Genomic DNA, 15,664 nt, shown 5'->3' with positions numbered 1-15,664 from the left:
ATGTTTGCTAAGCCTCTTAAGTATTTACTATTGATAAAATATGTTATCAATAGTAGAGTGATGCTACAATTTAGGAAGGTTGAAATATTTTTTGCTTTATTAAATTTCCTTGAGTAGGATATTATCCTACCATTGGAAGGTGTTAGAAACATACATAGGAAACAAAAAATGAAGCGCACCGATAAAGCAGAAAAAATCAGCATTACACTTCCACCGGATATGCTGAATATTATTAGAGAAAAAGTGAAGGATGGCGCTTACGCTTCCACAAGTGAGGTTATTCGTGAAGCGATGCGTTTATGGCAAAGACAGGAAGAAGAACATCATGCGAGAATTGCTTCCATTCGAGCGCGTCTGGAACAATCCGCACACAGTGGTGAACCTGTTTTGCTGGATGCTGCGTTTGAAAAGCTAGAGCAATTTCATCAACAACGGATAAACGCACCAGGCCATGAAAAGCTATGAAGTGTACTTGACACCCGATGCGATACAAGACCTGACTAATATTTATGAATATATAGCTGCAAAGAGCGGACTTCCTGAAGTCGCGTGGGCATATATAGAGAAATTACGCCAAAAGTGTCATGACCTTAAAACAATACCTTTGATTGGACAACAGCGCGATGATTTGCGCAAGAATCTCAGAATCGTTGCCATTGATAAAAACGCGATTGCAGCTTTTGAGGTTATTGAGGATAAACAAATCGTCACTATTCTTAATATTTTTTATGGTGGCCGAGATTATGAAGCGATTATGGGTAGTGAAACACCGCATATAAATGATGGGCTAGATAGATAACATGACAGATCTTATAACTACAGTCAATCGTGCACTCACTGCAAAAGAATTTCAGGGTCTTGCTGATGTTCCACCTGAAGTTGAATGGTTTGCCAATTTAGGTAACGCCGAGACTCGGCGCGCTTATGAAAATGCCTTAAAGGATTTTATGAATTTCACAGGTATTCAGAATCCGGAAGAATTCAGGATTGTAACTCGTGCCCATATTATTGCCTGGCGCGATGATTTGTTGAGTCGAACATTAAGTAGTATGAGCATTCGCCACCGTTTGGCGGCAATATCTTCTTTATTTGAGTACTTGTGTGAGAAAAATACAGTTACGCATAATCCAGTCAAGGGTGTGAAGCGACCAGCGGTAGAAAGTTATGAGGGGAAAACTCCGGCAATCGGCGATCATCAGGCACGCGAGTTGCTTAATGCGCCAGATGGTAGCTCACTTAAGGGCAAGCGCGATCGTGCAATACTGGCCACCCTACTCTATCACGCACTGCGGCGTCATGAATTGTGCAAATTGAAGGTTAAGGATTTTAAGCAGGAGCGCCGTGGTGTACCCCATATAAAGATTTCCGGCAAAGGAGGAAAAACTCGTTATGTACCACTGCATCCTGCTGCAAGCGGTTTAATCCATGATTATTTGGATGCTGCAGGACATAGTCTGGAAGATACTGGGGCATTATTCCGTTCAGCCAGTAATAACCGAGATAAGGAATCACAAAAACCAATTACGCCAGACGGCGTATACAAGTTGGTACAGAAATACTCTGAAAAATTGGGTTTCAAGATCGGCGCACATTCGTTACGCGCAACGGCAGCCACTAATGCACTGGATCATCAAGCAGATATTGCGAAAGTGCAAGAATGGTTGGGTCATGCCAATATTGCTACCACAAGAATTTATGATCATCGTAAAACCCGACCAGAGGATAGTCCAACGTTTAAGGTTGCTTATTGATTGCTTAATTGTTTGTGTCAAACAACATAGCATAGGATTTATTCTGGATAATCTGAGTAAGTTTAGGTTTGAATTGATTGTGGATTATGTATGGCTTTTCAGTATCGCGTCAAAAGTTCACATAAATCATTAACTGGATTCACGTTTGATCTTGGTTCAGTGATGAAGTGAATCACTGAATTGTTTGCAGCATACTAATTTTTATTAGGGCTAAGTAATACTTTTTCGTACGATAGAATTCGTTTTGATCAAAGCCACAAAAGCCAAACTCCCCAACCAAGAAACAGAACACCGACCGTTTTTGAGAAATATTGCTGATGTATCGGCAAGACCTTTTCAATTAAAACAAGCACCGTGATCAATGCCATCGCCAGCAGATTCATTACGCCTACAGCGAACATGATCATCATCTGCGCCCAGCAGCAACCTAGGCACATGCTGCCATGCTTCAGCCCCATTTGAAAAGATCCTCTTGCGCCATCACGCCATTCGGTTAACAAAAATCCCATGGGAGATCGACAATTTTGCAGAAAACTATTTTTTAACGGCGTAAATTGATAGATACCCGCCAAAATAAAAATAATTGCAGCCATTGTTTCATTCTGATTATCCATCATCGGCGATAAAAAATGCAGCCCATGCATTTGCCATTGCAATACTGTTAGCGCGATACTAAACACTAACCATACCAGTAAATATGCCAATGAAAATAATGAAACAAACGGATGAATTGTCTGCGTGTGCTGCTGACAGATTCTGGCATATACCAAAATCATCGGAATGGCGGAAGGCAACATCATGGCTGCCATCATTACCGCCCACATCAGATAAACTAGGCCAAAATCTATCCATTTCCAGGCAAATGTTTCAGATGGCGGCATCCACATTTCAGACATGGGCAGGGATGTCATTTGCCAGTTCTGATAAAACAGATAAAACCAGGCAGCTACAATAACTGCCAGCATGGCTATCCAAGTAGCCAGTTGATTTTTAGGCATTAAATAGTTATAGGCAATCATTTTGGTAGAGATTGTCCATGCGTAAAATATTTCAAAAATGTTGTTTAATGCTTCAAGGTTGATACGTAAATGGCGAGTAATAACCATTACGTTCGGTAAATTTCCAGGCCTTATCATAATCGTGGTATTCATATTGACTGGATTTTGCCACCACAGCCGGGTGGCTGGGTACAACACATAAGGGTGGGTTATCAATGGTTGCATCTCCGCCTTTGATTCCCTGGATACTCTCAATTGTTGCCTGTGCGATATCAGGAATAATTAATTGCCGCTTGCTACCTTGTTCCTGATAATCAATTTTAACCTTCTTGACACCCCATACTTCAGTGACGAAACCCATCAAAATAGCCGGATGACCACCAAGTTTTCCTGCAAAGATTTGTGTGATCGCATCAAACTGCGCGTCCGTGGCGCGTTCATCCACATACAACGCGGCTTGCCAGTTACCCTCTTTCATATGACCCGGCGAATAGCAGGCTAATGCAACATTCAGACCATCCAGTTTTTCACTATTCAAATAGCCGGAATCAATATGCCACGCGACCAGCAGTTTGCAGTTCCCTTCAGAGGGCGGTTGCAGCCAGACACATGGGCAGGCGGTTTCACAATTACAGGCTTCAAAATAACTGCCCTGCAAGTTCCAATTAGTTGTTGTATTCATAATATTTCCTAATAATTTAGAACGGCTCCTTGAAGGGCCGCAAATCCAGTTCATGAGTCCATGCGCTGCGTGGTTGCTGATGAATGGCCCAGTACGTTTGCACAATATCTTCCAATTGCAGCAGCCCTTCCTGACCTTTGGCCTCAACATACTCTGGAAACTGACTGCGTGCACGGTCACCATCAATCACACCGTCAATCACCGTATGCACCACATGCACACCTCGCGGTGAAAATTCTCTCGCCAATCCTTGTGCCAGTGCCCTCAATCCAGCCTTAGCTGATGCAAATGCAGTAAAAGGGGGCTTGGCTCTTAATGAACCGGTTGCCCCAGTAAAAAATACTGTGCCTTGCTGTTGCGCTTGCATGATTGCCATGATTTCTTTGGCAAACAGGAATGCACCCAAACAGTTCTGTTGCCACAAAGTGGTGAATGTTTTCACGTCAGTCTGCAGAAATGGTGCAGGGATATTGCTGTCCACATTGTAGGCAGCAACCCGAATGACATCGCCGCGTTCCCGCAGCACACCAAAACACTGCGCAACATCCTGCTCAACAGTCACATCAGCAATAATGGATGTTGCTGCCCCCCCTACTTTTTGTATGAGCTGTACGACATGATTTAATTTTTCTTCACTACGGCCTACAATAAAAACATGCAAGCCTTTTTCAGCAAAATACGTGGCCAGCGCTGCACCCAAACCGCGCTCAGGCCCGACACCGACAACAATTGCTGAACCCGGCTGGTCCATCGTTAAATCTTCCCGAAGATCAATGAAAAGTTATTGCTGGGCATATTAATTCGTTCCTTGAGTTCCAAACCATAATTGGCGGCTGCCTTCTTCAAATCGGCGACATCCTTCAAACCCCATTCGGGTACTCCGACAGAACTTAAGGTTTCATGGAAAGCTTTATTGGAATCGGTAGAAAACTGGCCTTCAATCTGGAATGGTCCATAGATCAGCAAAAAACCATCATCTTTCAGCAGATGTGCAGCACATTTCATCATGCCATCGGCAATTGAAATCGGTGCTACCTGAAAAATATTAATGCAGAAAATAGCGGCAAATGATTTTTCTGGCCCTGGATTAAACCAAGTCTGCGGATCCGTCAAATCCAGATGAACCGGATCTGCAATATTATTATTGCCGAGATTGCCGCTTAATTCTTTGATGTTATCAAAAACTTCGACATCTTTATCCGATGGCTGAAAATGCAGATGTTCAAAATGCGGTGCAAAATAATTAATATGCATACCGCTACCGCTGGCCATTTCCAAAATACGCTCAGGATCTTTTGGTAATTTGTCTTTCAACACACCTAAAATTGGTTCACGATTACGCCCACCCGCCCAAGCAACATACTCACTCAGTGGATGTGGATCTAACGGAGGGATTTCCTGATTCATGCTTGGCTCCTTTGGTAATTGAATTGTAAATTCTGAGGTATAGTATAACGCAATGGCGCTTATCGATCATCAAACCGTTGTCAACATGACATTTGAGAGTCTAACGAACGACTATTGGAACTGAAGGAGATTAAATGAAGCTTGTAATTATCATTTATTCGAATGACCCTGAAACTGTATGGAACGCCTTCCGGCTTGGAATTTTCTCCCGCAAGCAAGGGGATGCTGTTTCAGTCTTTTTGCTCGGAAAAGGTGTGGAGGTAGAATCTCTTGATAGTGACAAGTTTGATATTATCGGACAGATTCACAGTTTTTTGGATATAGGCGGTGCAATTCTAGCTTGTGGAACCTGTCTTAAGCTTCGTCAGTCTGAAGAGTTAGGAATCTGTCCGATATCCACGATGCAGGATTTATATACGCTGATTCACGATTCAGATAAGGTATTGAGCTTTTAGAGAAATTACCCCATGGATAATAAGCAGCATTGGGAACAGGTATATACCACTAAGGCATCTGACTCAGTTAGTTGGTTTCAGGAACACGCTGACCAGTCTCTGCGACTAATCCATAATACAAGACTCGGCAAAGATGCGGCCATTATTGATGTGGGAGGGGGAACTTCCAGACTAGTAGATGACCTTGTGGCAGAAGGCTATACTGATTTGACAGTATTTGATCTGTCATCAACTGCACTTGCTGTTGCAAGGCAGCGGTTGGGGAAACATGCGGATATTGTTCACTGGATAGAAGGCGATATTACCCGTGCAAAATTTCCCATGAACCGATTCGACATTTGGCATGACCGTGCAGTGTTCCATTTTTTGACTGATCCGGCAGATCGCCATGCTTATGTCGAGCGTGTCTTAAGTTCGGTTCGGCCAGGTGGACATGTGATTGTTGCCACTTTTGCCGAAGATGGACCAGAAAAATGTAGTGGCCTACCCGTGATGAGATACCAACCTGAAGCCCTACATGCGGTATTTGGAGATACTTTTCAGCTGGTCGAACATGAAAAAGAAGCACACCACACTCCGTTTGGCACCGTTCAGCAGTTTGTGTATTGCTATTGCCGCAAGAGGTAATAGCTAATTCTCCGAATATTTTTAGTAACTGCATAATCTTTCCCGCATAGAAGCACAACTTATTTATCCTGATTACTTCTTTTTGCTAAGCGCTTTTGAGATTTCTAAACTTTTAGACTCTTGAAAGATAATCGAAGGCACCAAGCGTATGTAAATCAACTCACCGACCAACTCCACCAGCGTTTGAGTAACGATTACGACAGATGCCAGAATCCAACCGTCCGGCAAAGCTAGCGCTAAAGGCAGAACCACCAATGAATTCCGCGTTCCTGCGCTAAAAACGAGCGCTCTTCCTGCCTGTGTGTCCAGGCGAAATGCATATGCTATCAAGCGAGCAAGAAAGGGCATGATAGCCATAAAGGCAATATAAACTGGCACGACTTGTTCCACAACAGGGAGGTATTCTTCTATTCTGCCAATTTGAGATGCCACAACGAGAAGTAATGTAACCGCCATAAATGGCACCGGAAACCACGCCGTGACCTCAAGCCAGGTTGCACCGCTACGCTGGCGCTTTGCCCAAAACTCCGTTAGTAAGGCAAGCCCCAGTGGAAAAGCAATGAGTATAAGAAAAGCCTCAAGGAATGGCTCAGCACTCATGACTTGTGCAGCTTGTTCTCCCATGAAAAGCCATAGATACACGGGCAAAAGAAGCATCTGGGTAAGTAGCAGCAAAGGCGTGGAAGCAAGTACAAGCCGGGCATTGCCACGACCAAGGTGAGTAAAAACTACAACATAATCAATACAAGGTGTTAACAGAACCAGATATACCCCTAGTAACAGCGGCGGGTGTTCCGGTAAAAGAAGCGACAATAACCAAACCACGATGGGCACGATGATAAAATTAACTAGCAATAGCGCAGCTGTAAACCGCTTATTCGCGAACGCCTCGCGCAGTTGAAGAAAAGGGATTTGCGCAAACATGCTATAAAGCAACAGCGCAAGCACGGGAGAAATCAAATACTCCAGGCTTGCGCCAAAGCTAGAATTCCACAACCCAAGCCCCATCCCGACAGCCAAGGCCACAGCATATAACCATATCTGATTTTCTTCTAGTCGTTCTCTTCGCATTGTGTTTCCTTAAAATACATACCGTCATGGTACAGTGAAAAATTTGTGCCATAATTTGGCGCAGCGTTTTATTTCAATGTTTCTGATCATTTTGGTATAACCATTGTAGTTCAGTCTACGAATCTTCGATCAGTTCCATATAATTTTAATAAATCCGCTGAATTTAGAAATTCACATGCCGGAAAGAGAATCTATTTATGGCACATAACCACTCCCACGATCATGATCATGGCCATATCCCAAAAAACTTTGATCGCGCATTCGCAATTGGGATTGCGCTAAATGTAGGTTTCGTTGTGGTTGAAGTTATTTTTGGTTTATTTGCAAATTCTCTCGCGCTGTTGGCAGATGCAGGCCATAACCTCAGCGATGTTTTGAGTTTATTATTCGCGTGGGGCGCAAGCGTCTTAGTACGCAAGTTACCAACACAGCGGCACACTTATGGTTTGCGCCGTACTTCGATATTGGCTGCATTGATTAATGCGCTAGTTTTGCTTGTTGCTGTCGGCGCCATCGCCTGGGAAGCCATTCTCAGATTTGGCCATCCCGAGTCAGTGGCAAGTGACACAGTCATTTGGGTGGCGTCAGTTGGCATAGTCATTAATGGATTCACGGCATGGTTATTCATGTCCGGCCAAAAGCAAGATATGAATATTCGCGGTGCATATTTGCACATGATGGCTGACGCAGCAGTTTCTCTTGGTGTTGTTTTGGCAGCTATTGCCATAAAATTTACGGACTGGTTGTGGTTGGACCCATTCATGAGCCTTGTGGTCGCCGTAATTATTGGTATTGGCACTTGGGGCTTGCTCCGTGAATCGCTAAGTCTTGCTCTTGATGCTGTGCCAGCAAATATCCACCCGGCCAAAGTTGAAGCTTACCTCGCTAGTCTTCCAGGAATAGAAGCAGTTCACGACTTGCATATCTGGGCAATGAGCACGACGGAAATTGCGCTAACCGTGCATTTAATCAAGCCAGATGCAGTCATTGATGATTTGCTATTGGTTCAAATTAATAATGAATTGCGTGAGCTGTTTGGAATTCAGCATACTACTGTTCAATTTGAACGTGGAGATACATCCCATCCCTGTAAGCAAGCACCAGCAGAAGTGGTTTAAAGTAGAAATGAGTAACTTTTGTTTTATCATCACAATAAATAATTATTCGAGAGCTCCGCAGGTTTTGTAAAATTAATAATTACGTGACAAATATACACAAATGAATACGATACAGTTGCAATCGACTATTACTTGCCCGAATTGTGGAACTCAAAAACTGGAGACGATGCCGACCAATGCTTGTCAATTCTTTTATGAATGTGGATCTTGCCATCATTTATTGAAGGCTAAAGCGGGAGACTGCTGTGTTTACTGTTCTTATGGCAATGTGCCGTGTCCACCGATTCAACTGTCCGCTAGCAATTCTTCTGGTTGTACAGATTCTTGAATTACCAAGTGCTAAACGTTATCGTGGTTTCTAGTCCTTATTGGAATTCTGTCAAGGTTGCAATAAACCTGTTTAGACTTAACTTAAAAGGCACTCAATTTGATAAGTTAATATAAATGCGTACATTAAATATCTATATCATCTTGAACGCTACTAATTTTTAAGTTAAACAAATTCTTAATAAAGCACTCCGCTGCTTGCGGCAAGGTATAAACTACGCATTTCAATGTACTAGTTTCAACTAGCTTCTCTGTTCCAAGGAGTGGGGAATTGAACCTGCAAAGATTGTTCAAATCGAATGTTAAGCAGATTATTGCTTACCAATATGTGTGCAAAACTATATTTATATCGGAGTGATAATCTTGAAAAGAAACATTAGTAATGTTTTTACCAATATTTGCAGTATGTTCGTGCTAATAATATTGTCTGGAGTGTTGGCCATGCAACTTGCCGATATAGCAATCGCAGCACAGGAAGAAATGGTCGTCTCTCATGAGGGTATAGCAACTGTCAAAGCGATTGATATGAACCAAGGCATCGTGAAGCTAGCCCATGGCCCGATTGCATCCCTCAAATGGCCGTCTATGACCATGAATTTCAAGATTAAGGATAGAGCATTATTGCAAGAAATCAAGGTGGATAATGTTGTGACCTTTACATTCATTCAATCAGGCAGTGACTATATAGTCACGCGTATCCAGTCTAGCAAATAGCCATCAAAACCATTTTTTAGAAAAATATAGTGCCAACTCCGGATATGCGCTTCTTTACCAGATACAAATTTATAATATTATTATTTTTATTAATACCAGTTTCAGCGTTAGCACACGGTATTTCTGAGGAAGATAAGCTGCGAATGTTGAGTGGTGGATACCTCCAATACATAGGGCTTGGTGCTACCCACATGCTGACTGGATATGATCATTTACTGTTCCTATTTGGGGTAGTGTTTTTCCTGACCAGTTTCAAGGATATAGCAAAGTTTGTAACAGCCTTCACGGTCGGACACTGTATTACACTGATTTTTGCAACCTTCTACCAGATTACCTGGAATTATTTTTTGATTGACGCGATTATTGCACTTAGTGTTATCTATAAGGGTTTTGACAATAACGGCGGCTTCCAGAAGTATCTGGATATGAAATCACCCAACTTGTTAGGCGCGGTTTTTCTATTTGGTTTACTACACGGCTTTGGCCTTTCAACTCGCCTTCAGCAGTTGCCACTCGGTGACGATAGTACTGGCATTCTATTACGAATATTGAGTTTTAATCTGGGTGTAGAAATAGGGCAGATCGTTGCTTTGGTGGTCATGGTGGCTTTGCTTTCTTTATGGAGACATAAACCATCTTTTCAACGATTTAGCTTTGCATCTAACCAATCTCTTATTTATGCCGGAGTACTCTTGCTGTTGATGCAATTACACGGGTATCAGCATGATTCTGATCCTGATAGTTTCCGCTTTCCCAGCCAAGAACACAAACATGCGCATGAGGATCTAGAAGTTGAGCAGAGCATTGATACGGGGCGTGAAAGCCTTTAATTTACTAACTACCGAGGAGTAATTTAATGAAGAAACTATTGATGATAACGATTTTGGTTGCTGGAATATTTGGGGCTGGCGGGGCAATGGCAGCGGAAAGCAGTAGTTGCCATTTTCACGGCAGCAAGGTTGCTACGGAAGAGACTGTAATAAACTGCGCGACTGAGCGAAAAGAAATATTGATTAAGCAAGGTAAGATCGATCCATCATGGAAAATGATTGAACAAGATAAGATCGAGATGGTAGATGGGAAAAAAGGCAAAGAATGGCTAGTCACATTTACTAATCCTGCTGTTGATGATAAGACGAAAGAGAAACTTTATTTATTTTTCACATCCACAGGCAATTTTATTGCCGCAAACTTTACCGGCAATTAAGCACATTCACACTTAGAGATAACACTTTGCGCACCAATTCTTGACCGCTATGGCAGCGGTCTTTTTTTATAGTTGAACCCCGATCCTGGGTAAAAAAAACATGAAACTAAAATAACAGCTAATGGTAGCCACACCGGATAAGCTAAGGCTAAGCCAAAAACCCAAGCCATGTTTAAGAAATATGGGCAGCAATACGAAAAACAGAAGCGATGGCAATACGAACCAAAATATTTGCTTTGACAGATCTGCGATTTGCGATACTGCAGCTCCCTCAATATGGAGCCAGATAAAAGCTAATAACGATGTAAGCGGCAGAGACGCTACAAGTGCAGCAAGTCCTGTATTTCGCTTGGCAATCTCTGCAATCGCTACTATTACAATGGCCGAAATAATTACTTTGAGTGCGTAATAAAGCATAAGGTCTAATTTTTAATAGCCATAAGTATGGCAATACTATTCATAGAGAATGAATATATTCATGAAAAACTTTTCTGCAGTATCATATCAAACCGACTCTCAGGCACTAATCACGAAACAAACAAACCCTTTTCAGCATCAAACTTGGAAACAACGCCAACAGTATTGGAAGAAAAAGTCTGTTCCCTGGCTTGAACATCAAGCTGAACGTGGCAACGAATATTGCAGTGCTGTTTACCGTGCATTACAAGCCAGCTGTGGCATACAAACTTCCATGAGTTGTAAGGGTAATTGTTTCTTTGACACGCTAAAAACTGAAAACTTGCATCATTATTGATTTAAAACGAGAGAAAATGTTAAATGGCTTATTTTTGAGTATATCAAAGTATATTATAATTGCACGAGGCGACATGCAAAGATCAGTAACTAAATACCTGCTCATTTACTCTGATGTGAATGATTTTAAATACCGGAGCTTTTATGTGTCAGGTATGTGACAAAAAGAACGAATACCTTCAGCATGATTCACGAAAACGTTTATTCCTGAAATTGGCGGCAGCCTCTGCGCTGGGTTTGGGTATTAGTGGTGCAGGTATCGCCAGTGTGGAAGAAACAAAGGTACCTTTGCCGTCATCTACCAAAATCCCGCCCCAGCCTGAGAACGTGCTTACCCCTGATCAAGCTTTGGAAAGATTAATGGCAGGCAGCAAGCGGCATGGTAGTGGTCAATCGACTGTATCCTTGGACATACATACTTCCCAGGATGCTCTGGTTAAAGGGCAAAACCCCTACGCTGCCATTTTGGGTTGCGCCGACTCCAGAGTCGGTCCTGAACAGTGTTTTGATGAGGCTCACGGGGATCTATTTGTGGCTCGAGTTGCTGGTAATTATATAACTGTCGATTTTCTGGCCACGCTTGAATATGCGGTTGCCGTATTACATACACCGTTGATCATGGTGCTTGGCCATGAAAGCTGTGGAGCTGTGGGAGCCGCTATTGATGCCATTGATAAGAATAAACAGTTTCCAGGACACATCCAAACAATGGCAACTGCATTATCGCCTGCAGTCAGAGCAGCGAGAAATATGCCCGGAATGCTATATGAAAATGCGGTCAAAATGAATGTCATCCTCACTGTTGCCGAGCTGAAGAATAGTACCCCGATCTTGAGTCAATCCGTGAAGGAGAAAAAAATTCAGATAGTAGGCGGAGTATACCGACTAGGTACAGGTATAGTTGAATTAGTTTCTTAAGCTTAAGAACATAGTGGTATTGGGAAGTTAAAGCGAACTGAAACGTAATAATTTGAGAATTGCCTAATAGATTGATGGTTAAAATAAAATTCAGTTTCTTTCAAGTGCAAATAAACAGTATATATTCAGATACACCAGCGATCTTTGCCAAACGGCGTTTAGCAAAGCCCCAGAAAGACTCCATACTGTAAATACGCAAGTTCTCATGGTGTGGAGAATCAATGCCTAACTTTGGCACCGGCCGCTTGCGCCAACTCGGTACCCGACTAACGCTAAATTGTTGTGGGTCGTAGCGAGGCAAAGGCGGATACTGTCGTTTTCATGCATAACATGCACACGGCTCCAATCGTTATAAAGCTAGATATCATCCCGTTGAACTAGCGGCGCTGTCATTAACCTTGTATCTTTCTTATTTCAAGATCTATCGATGTGTCTTTATTCGAAGTATCTCGTCCATGGATGAGCCGATACAGTACTGGCAATACAAGCAGGGTCAGAATAGTGGAGGAAAGAATGCCTCCGATTACTACCGTTGCCAGAGGCCGCTGCACTTCCGCGCCGGTACCGGTAGCCAGCGCCATCGGCAGGAAACCGATCGACGCCACTAAGGCCGTCATCAGTACAGGGCGCAGCCGGGTCAGCGCACCGGTTTGAATCGCATCATCCAAAGATAATCCTTCTTTTTCTCTCAATCCGCGGATAAACGCCAGCATCACCAAGCCGTTCAGAACCGCTACGCCGGATAGCGCGATAAATCCAACCCCGGCTGAAATGGACAATGGAATATCGCGCAGCCATAACGCAAATATGCCGCCGGTCAAAGCAAAAGGAACGCCGGTGAACATGAGCAGTCCATCACGCATATTGCCGAACATCGTGTACAGCAGAATAAAAATCAAACCGAGTGCGACTGGTATCACGATCTGGAGACGCTGTGCTGCGGAAATCATTTGTTCAAACTGGCCGCCCCAGGTTGTCCAGTATCCCAGTGGGATCGGTACTTTTTTTGCGATCAGTTGTTCGGCTTCATGGACGAATGAACCCAGATCACGGCCACGCACATTGGCGGTAATCACGATCCTGCGCTTACCATTTTCCCGGCTGACTTGATTGGGGCCCTGAGTGATCTCGAAGTTGGCCACTTCTCCCAGAGTGACAAAAACCGGCACAGCCGGTTGGGCTGCTTGTGCAGCTTGCGGTGCATTGGCAGCCATAGTCACACTTTGCATCGGAACGCTGATGGGTAGCCGTTTCAGCGCTTCAATATCGGCGCGCAAATGCTCCGGCAAGCGGATTTGCAGATCAAAGCGCCGGTCGCCTTCAAAAATCATCCCGGTGCTTCTGCCGCCCACCGACATGGCGACGACATCTTGCACATCGCGGCCATTCAGGCCATACCGCGCCATTTTTGCGCGATCCATTTGGATGGACAGCACCGGTAAACCGGTAATTTGTTCCGTTCGCACATCCGCAGCGCCAGGAACGGTTTTAAGCTGCTTTTCTATGGCTTCGCCTAAAGCCAGCAGGGTATCCATATCATCGCCAAATACTTTGACGGCGACATCGGCACGCACACCGGAAAGCAGTTCATTAAAGCGCATTTGTATTGGCTGGGTAAATTCGTAGTTATTACCCGGAACCTTGCGTACAGCCTGTTCCATGGCGGCAACTAACTCTGCTTTGGTGTGATGCGGGCCTGGCCATTCCGATTGCGGTTTGAGGATGATAAAAACATCTGCAACACTCGGCGGCATGGGGTCCGTGGCAATCTCGGCAGTGCCGATTTTGGAGAACACTCTGTCGACTTCAGGAAATCTTTTTATCGCCTCTTCTAACTCATTCTGCATTTCAATCGCTGTGGTCAAACTGGTGCCCGGAATGCGGATGGCATGCAGCGCGATATCGCCTTCGTTCAAGCTGGGAACAAACTCACTGCCGACACGCGTCGTCAATAAACCTGACAATATGACAATAACGACAGCAATCGTCACGGTGAGCTCGCGGTGTTTCATGGTTGCCGTCAATATCGGCACATAGGCTTTTTTGGCCCATGCCATTACCGGGCTTTCCGTCTCTTTCACTTTACCGGACAGAAAGAATGCAATCGCTGCCGGAACAAAGGTCAGGGAGAGAATCATTGCCGCAATCAACGCAGTCACAACCGTGAGCGCCATCGGATGAAACATCTTTCCTTCGACACTCGTCAATGCAAAAATGGGTAAGTAGACGATAATAATGATCAACTCACCGTAGATCAGTACCCGTCGCGCTTCTCTGGAGGCATCAAATACGAGCTCAAGACGTTCAGTGAGCGTCAATTCCCGCCCCAGCCGCATTTGTTCATGCGCCAGCCTGCGGATACTGTTTTCGACAATGACGATCGCACCATCCACGATAATGCCAAAATCAATCGCTCCCAAACTCATCAGGTTGGCGCTGACGTGATTGGTCACCATACCGGTGAACGTAAACAGCATCGACAGCGGAATCACAAACGCCGCAATCAGTGCCGCACGCATGTTGCCGAGAAACAGCAGCAAGACCACAATCACCAGCGCCGCACCTTCCAGCAGATTTTTCGCCACCGTATGAATGGTTTTATCCACCAAGGTGGTACGGTCATAGACCGGTGTTGTCACAATGCCTTCCGGTAAATTACGATTGATTTCCTCTAATTTTTTGGCTGCCGCTTGAGCCACAAGCCGGCTATTTTCTCCAATCAGCATATGCACCGTTCCCAGCACAACTTCTTTACCGTTCTGCGTCGCGGCACCGGTACGTAACTCCTTGCCGATCAAAATATCCGCGACATCCTTGACGCGAATCGGCGTGCCTTGCCTGGAACCCAGGATAATGTTGCCGATTTCATTCAGATTGGCGATTTGACCCGGTATGCGAACCAGATACTGTTCCCCACTTCTTTCAATATAACCGGCACCTACATTCAGATTGTTGCGTTCCAAAGCGGTCACCAAGTCCATCGATGACAGGCCGAAAGAAATCATTTTATCCGGGTAAGGCACTACATGAAATTGTTTAACAAAACCACCTAGAGTGTTAATTTCTGTCACACCTTTAACCATGCGCAACTGCGGCCTGATGACCCAATCCTGAATTTCGCGTAAATCGGTTGTTGTATATTCCGAGCCATCCAGTTTTTTTGCACCTGGCTTGGCATCGACAGTCCACATGAAAATTTCACCCAAGCCTGTGGAAATAGGCCCCATCATCGGCTCAATGCCTACGGGTAACCGGCCTTTCGCCTCTTGGATGCGTTGACTGACCTGCTGGCGCGCAAAATAAACATCGGTGCCGTCTTTGAAAATCACCGTGACCTGCGACAGGCCATAGCGTGAAATCGAGCGGGTATAGTCCAGATGGGGCAAACCCGCCATGATGGTTTCGATCGGAAACGTAATACGTTGCTCCGCCTCAACCGGCGAGTAACCCGGCGCGTTGGTATTGATTTGAACCTGCACATTGGTGATATCAGGCACCGCATCAATGGGTAATTTCTGATAGCTGTAGACGCCGATGATTGCCATCATCAATACCGCCATCAGCACAAGGCCGCGTTGGTAGATGGAAATATGTAAAATTCGTTCAAACATGATGAGTATGGCCTTATCAGGTAAT

At 44.4% G+C, this 15,664-nt stretch carries 19 protein-coding genes and 2 pseudogenes; 13 read left to right on the top strand and 8 right to left on the bottom strand.

Annotation, left to right across the window (positions count from 1 at the left end):
• Positions 1-168: 168 nt before the first annotated feature.
• From QZV86_RS05240 to QZV86_RS05230, 3 genes are read left to right on the top strand one after another with little or no spacing between them, the layout of a single operon-like run.
• Positions 169-465, top strand: a complete 297-nt coding sequence (locus QZV86_RS05240; protein WP_295624726.1) for a type II toxin-antitoxin system ParD family antitoxin — start codon at positions 169-171, stop codon at positions 463-465.
• Positions 452-799, top strand: a complete 348-nt coding sequence (locus QZV86_RS05235) for a type II toxin-antitoxin system RelE/ParE family toxin (RefSeq protein WP_295624724.1) — start codon at positions 452-454, stop codon at positions 797-799. The genes QZV86_RS05240 and QZV86_RS05235 overlap by 14 nt, the downstream gene beginning before the upstream one ends.
• A gap of 1 nt (position 800) precedes the next feature.
• Complete coding sequence (locus QZV86_RS05230; protein WP_293005352.1) at positions 801-1,751, top strand: tyrosine-type recombinase/integrase; 951 nt, start codon at positions 801-803, stop codon at positions 1,749-1,751.
• Positions 1,752-1,999: 248 nt separating this feature from the next.
• On the opposite strand, the gene QZV86_RS05225 is transcribed toward QZV86_RS05230, so the two are convergent.
• The 4 genes from QZV86_RS05225 to QZV86_RS05210 form a co-directional block, all read right to left on the bottom strand.
• Positions 2,000-2,749 (bottom strand): DUF2182 domain-containing protein, encoded by a 750-nt coding sequence (locus QZV86_RS05225; protein ID WP_295624721.1) that lies wholly within the window; start codon positions 2,747-2,749, stop codon positions 2,000-2,002.
• A 73-nt stretch (positions 2,750-2,822) separates the two neighbouring features.
• The gene (locus tag QZV86_RS05220; RefSeq protein WP_293005354.1) at positions 2,823-3,431 is read right to left on the bottom strand and encodes a DUF1326 domain-containing protein; all 609 of its coding nucleotides are present in this window, start codon (positions 3,429-3,431) and stop codon (positions 2,823-2,825) included.
• 16 nt (positions 3,432-3,447) lie between these two features.
• Positions 3,448-4,182 carry an SDR family NAD(P)-dependent oxidoreductase gene (locus tag QZV86_RS05215; protein WP_295624719.1) on the bottom strand — a complete coding sequence of 245 codons (735 nt, stop codon included), beginning with the start codon at positions 4,180-4,182 and terminating at the stop codon, positions 3,448-3,450.
• Between the two features lie 2 nt (positions 4,183-4,184).
• The gene (locus QZV86_RS05210) at positions 4,185-4,838 is read right to left on the bottom strand and encodes a DUF938 domain-containing protein (RefSeq protein ID WP_293005357.1); all 654 of its coding nucleotides are present in this window, start codon (positions 4,836-4,838) and stop codon (positions 4,185-4,187) included.
• Between the two features lie 134 nt (positions 4,839-4,972).
• Here QZV86_RS05210 and QZV86_RS05205 point away from each other — a divergent pair, with 134 nt between their 5' ends.
• Positions 4,973-5,293: a DsrE family protein gene (locus QZV86_RS05205; protein ID WP_295624716.1), complete on the top strand. Its 321-nt coding sequence runs from the start codon at positions 4,973-4,975 to the stop codon at positions 5,291-5,293.
• 12 nt (positions 5,294-5,305) lie between these two features.
• Positions 5,306-5,920, top strand: coding sequence for a class I SAM-dependent methyltransferase (locus QZV86_RS05200; protein WP_293005359.1), 615 nt, complete (start codon positions 5,306-5,308; stop codon positions 5,918-5,920).
• Between the two features lie 72 nt (positions 5,921-5,992).
• Here the strand turns inward: QZV86_RS05200 and QZV86_RS05195 are convergent, their stop codons facing one another.
• Positions 5,993-6,991, bottom strand: a complete 999-nt coding sequence (locus QZV86_RS05195; protein WP_293005360.1) for a bile acid:sodium symporter — start codon at positions 6,989-6,991, stop codon at positions 5,993-5,995.
• A 197-nt stretch (positions 6,992-7,188) separates the two neighbouring features.
• Here QZV86_RS05195 and QZV86_RS05190 point away from each other — a divergent pair, with 197 nt between their 5' ends.
• From QZV86_RS05190 to QZV86_RS05170, 5 genes are all read left to right on the top strand, one after another.
• Positions 7,189-8,109 (top strand): cation diffusion facilitator family transporter, encoded by a 921-nt coding sequence (locus QZV86_RS05190; RefSeq protein ID WP_293005361.1) that lies wholly within the window; start codon positions 7,189-7,191, stop codon positions 8,107-8,109.
• 100 nt (positions 8,110-8,209) lie between these two features.
• Entirely contained in the window at positions 8,210-8,437 is a 228-nt protein-coding gene (locus QZV86_RS05185) for a GDCCVxC domain-containing (seleno)protein (protein WP_293005362.1), read from the top strand.
• A gap of 362 nt (positions 8,438-8,799) precedes the next feature.
• Positions 8,800-9,150: a copper-binding protein gene (locus QZV86_RS05180; RefSeq protein WP_293005363.1), complete on the top strand. Its 351-nt coding sequence runs from the start codon at positions 8,800-8,802 to the stop codon at positions 9,148-9,150.
• A gap of 44 nt (positions 9,151-9,194) precedes the next feature.
• Positions 9,195-9,980 carry a HupE/UreJ family protein gene (locus QZV86_RS05175; RefSeq protein WP_097104776.1) on the top strand — a complete coding sequence of 262 codons (786 nt, stop codon included), beginning with the start codon at positions 9,195-9,197 and terminating at the stop codon, positions 9,978-9,980.
• Positions 9,981-10,006: 26 nt separating this feature from the next.
• Positions 10,007-10,357 carry a DUF6488 family protein gene (locus tag QZV86_RS05170; RefSeq protein ID WP_293005364.1) on the top strand — a complete coding sequence of 117 codons (351 nt, stop codon included), beginning with the start codon at positions 10,007-10,009 and terminating at the stop codon, positions 10,355-10,357.
• Positions 10,358-10,423: 66 nt separating this feature from the next.
• Here the strand turns inward: QZV86_RS05170 and QZV86_RS05165 are convergent, their stop codons facing one another.
• Positions 10,424-10,774, bottom strand: a complete 351-nt coding sequence (locus QZV86_RS05165) for a DUF3147 family protein (protein WP_295624712.1) — start codon at positions 10,772-10,774, stop codon at positions 10,424-10,426.
• A 61-nt stretch (positions 10,775-10,835) separates the two neighbouring features.
• Between QZV86_RS05165 and QZV86_RS05160 the strand changes: the two genes are divergently transcribed.
• The 3 genes and pseudogenes from QZV86_RS05160 (at position 10,836) to QZV86_RS05155 (ending at position 12,028) form a co-directional block, all read left to right on the top strand.
• Positions 10,836-11,111: a hypothetical protein gene (locus QZV86_RS05160; protein ID WP_293005367.1), complete on the top strand. Its 276-nt coding sequence runs from the start codon at positions 10,836-10,838 to the stop codon at positions 11,109-11,111.
• 12 nt (positions 11,112-11,123) lie between these two features.
• A pseudogene (locus tag QZV86_RS13790) lies at positions 11,124-11,204 on the top strand (hypothetical protein); the annotation flags it as partial.
• Positions 11,205-11,254: 50 nt separating this feature from the next.
• Positions 11,255-12,028 carry a carbonic anhydrase gene (locus QZV86_RS05155; protein ID WP_295624708.1) on the top strand — a complete coding sequence of 258 codons (774 nt, stop codon included), beginning with the start codon at positions 11,255-11,257 and terminating at the stop codon, positions 12,026-12,028.
• Between the two features lie 2 nt (positions 12,029-12,030).
• Here the strand turns inward: QZV86_RS05155 and QZV86_RS05150 are convergent.
• Both QZV86_RS05150 and QZV86_RS05145 read right to left on the bottom strand, forming a co-directional pair.
• Positions 12,031-12,212, bottom strand: a pseudogene (locus QZV86_RS05150) (IS1595 family transposase); the annotation flags it as partial.
• A 208-nt stretch (positions 12,213-12,420) separates the two neighbouring features.
• Positions 12,421-15,639: a CusA/CzcA family heavy metal efflux RND transporter gene (locus tag QZV86_RS05145; RefSeq protein WP_295624706.1), complete on the bottom strand. Its 3,219-nt coding sequence runs from the start codon at positions 15,637-15,639 to the stop codon at positions 12,421-12,423.
• Between the last annotated feature and the right edge of the window lie 25 nt (positions 15,640-15,664).

The organism is uncultured Nitrosomonas sp., from assembly GCF_902826915.1.
Lineage (GTDB): Bacteria > Pseudomonadota > Gammaproteobacteria > Burkholderiales > Nitrosomonadaceae > Nitrosomonas.
The sequence above is the reverse complement of the archived record's forward strand: the minus strand, read 5'-3'. Positions and strand labels throughout refer to the sequence as shown.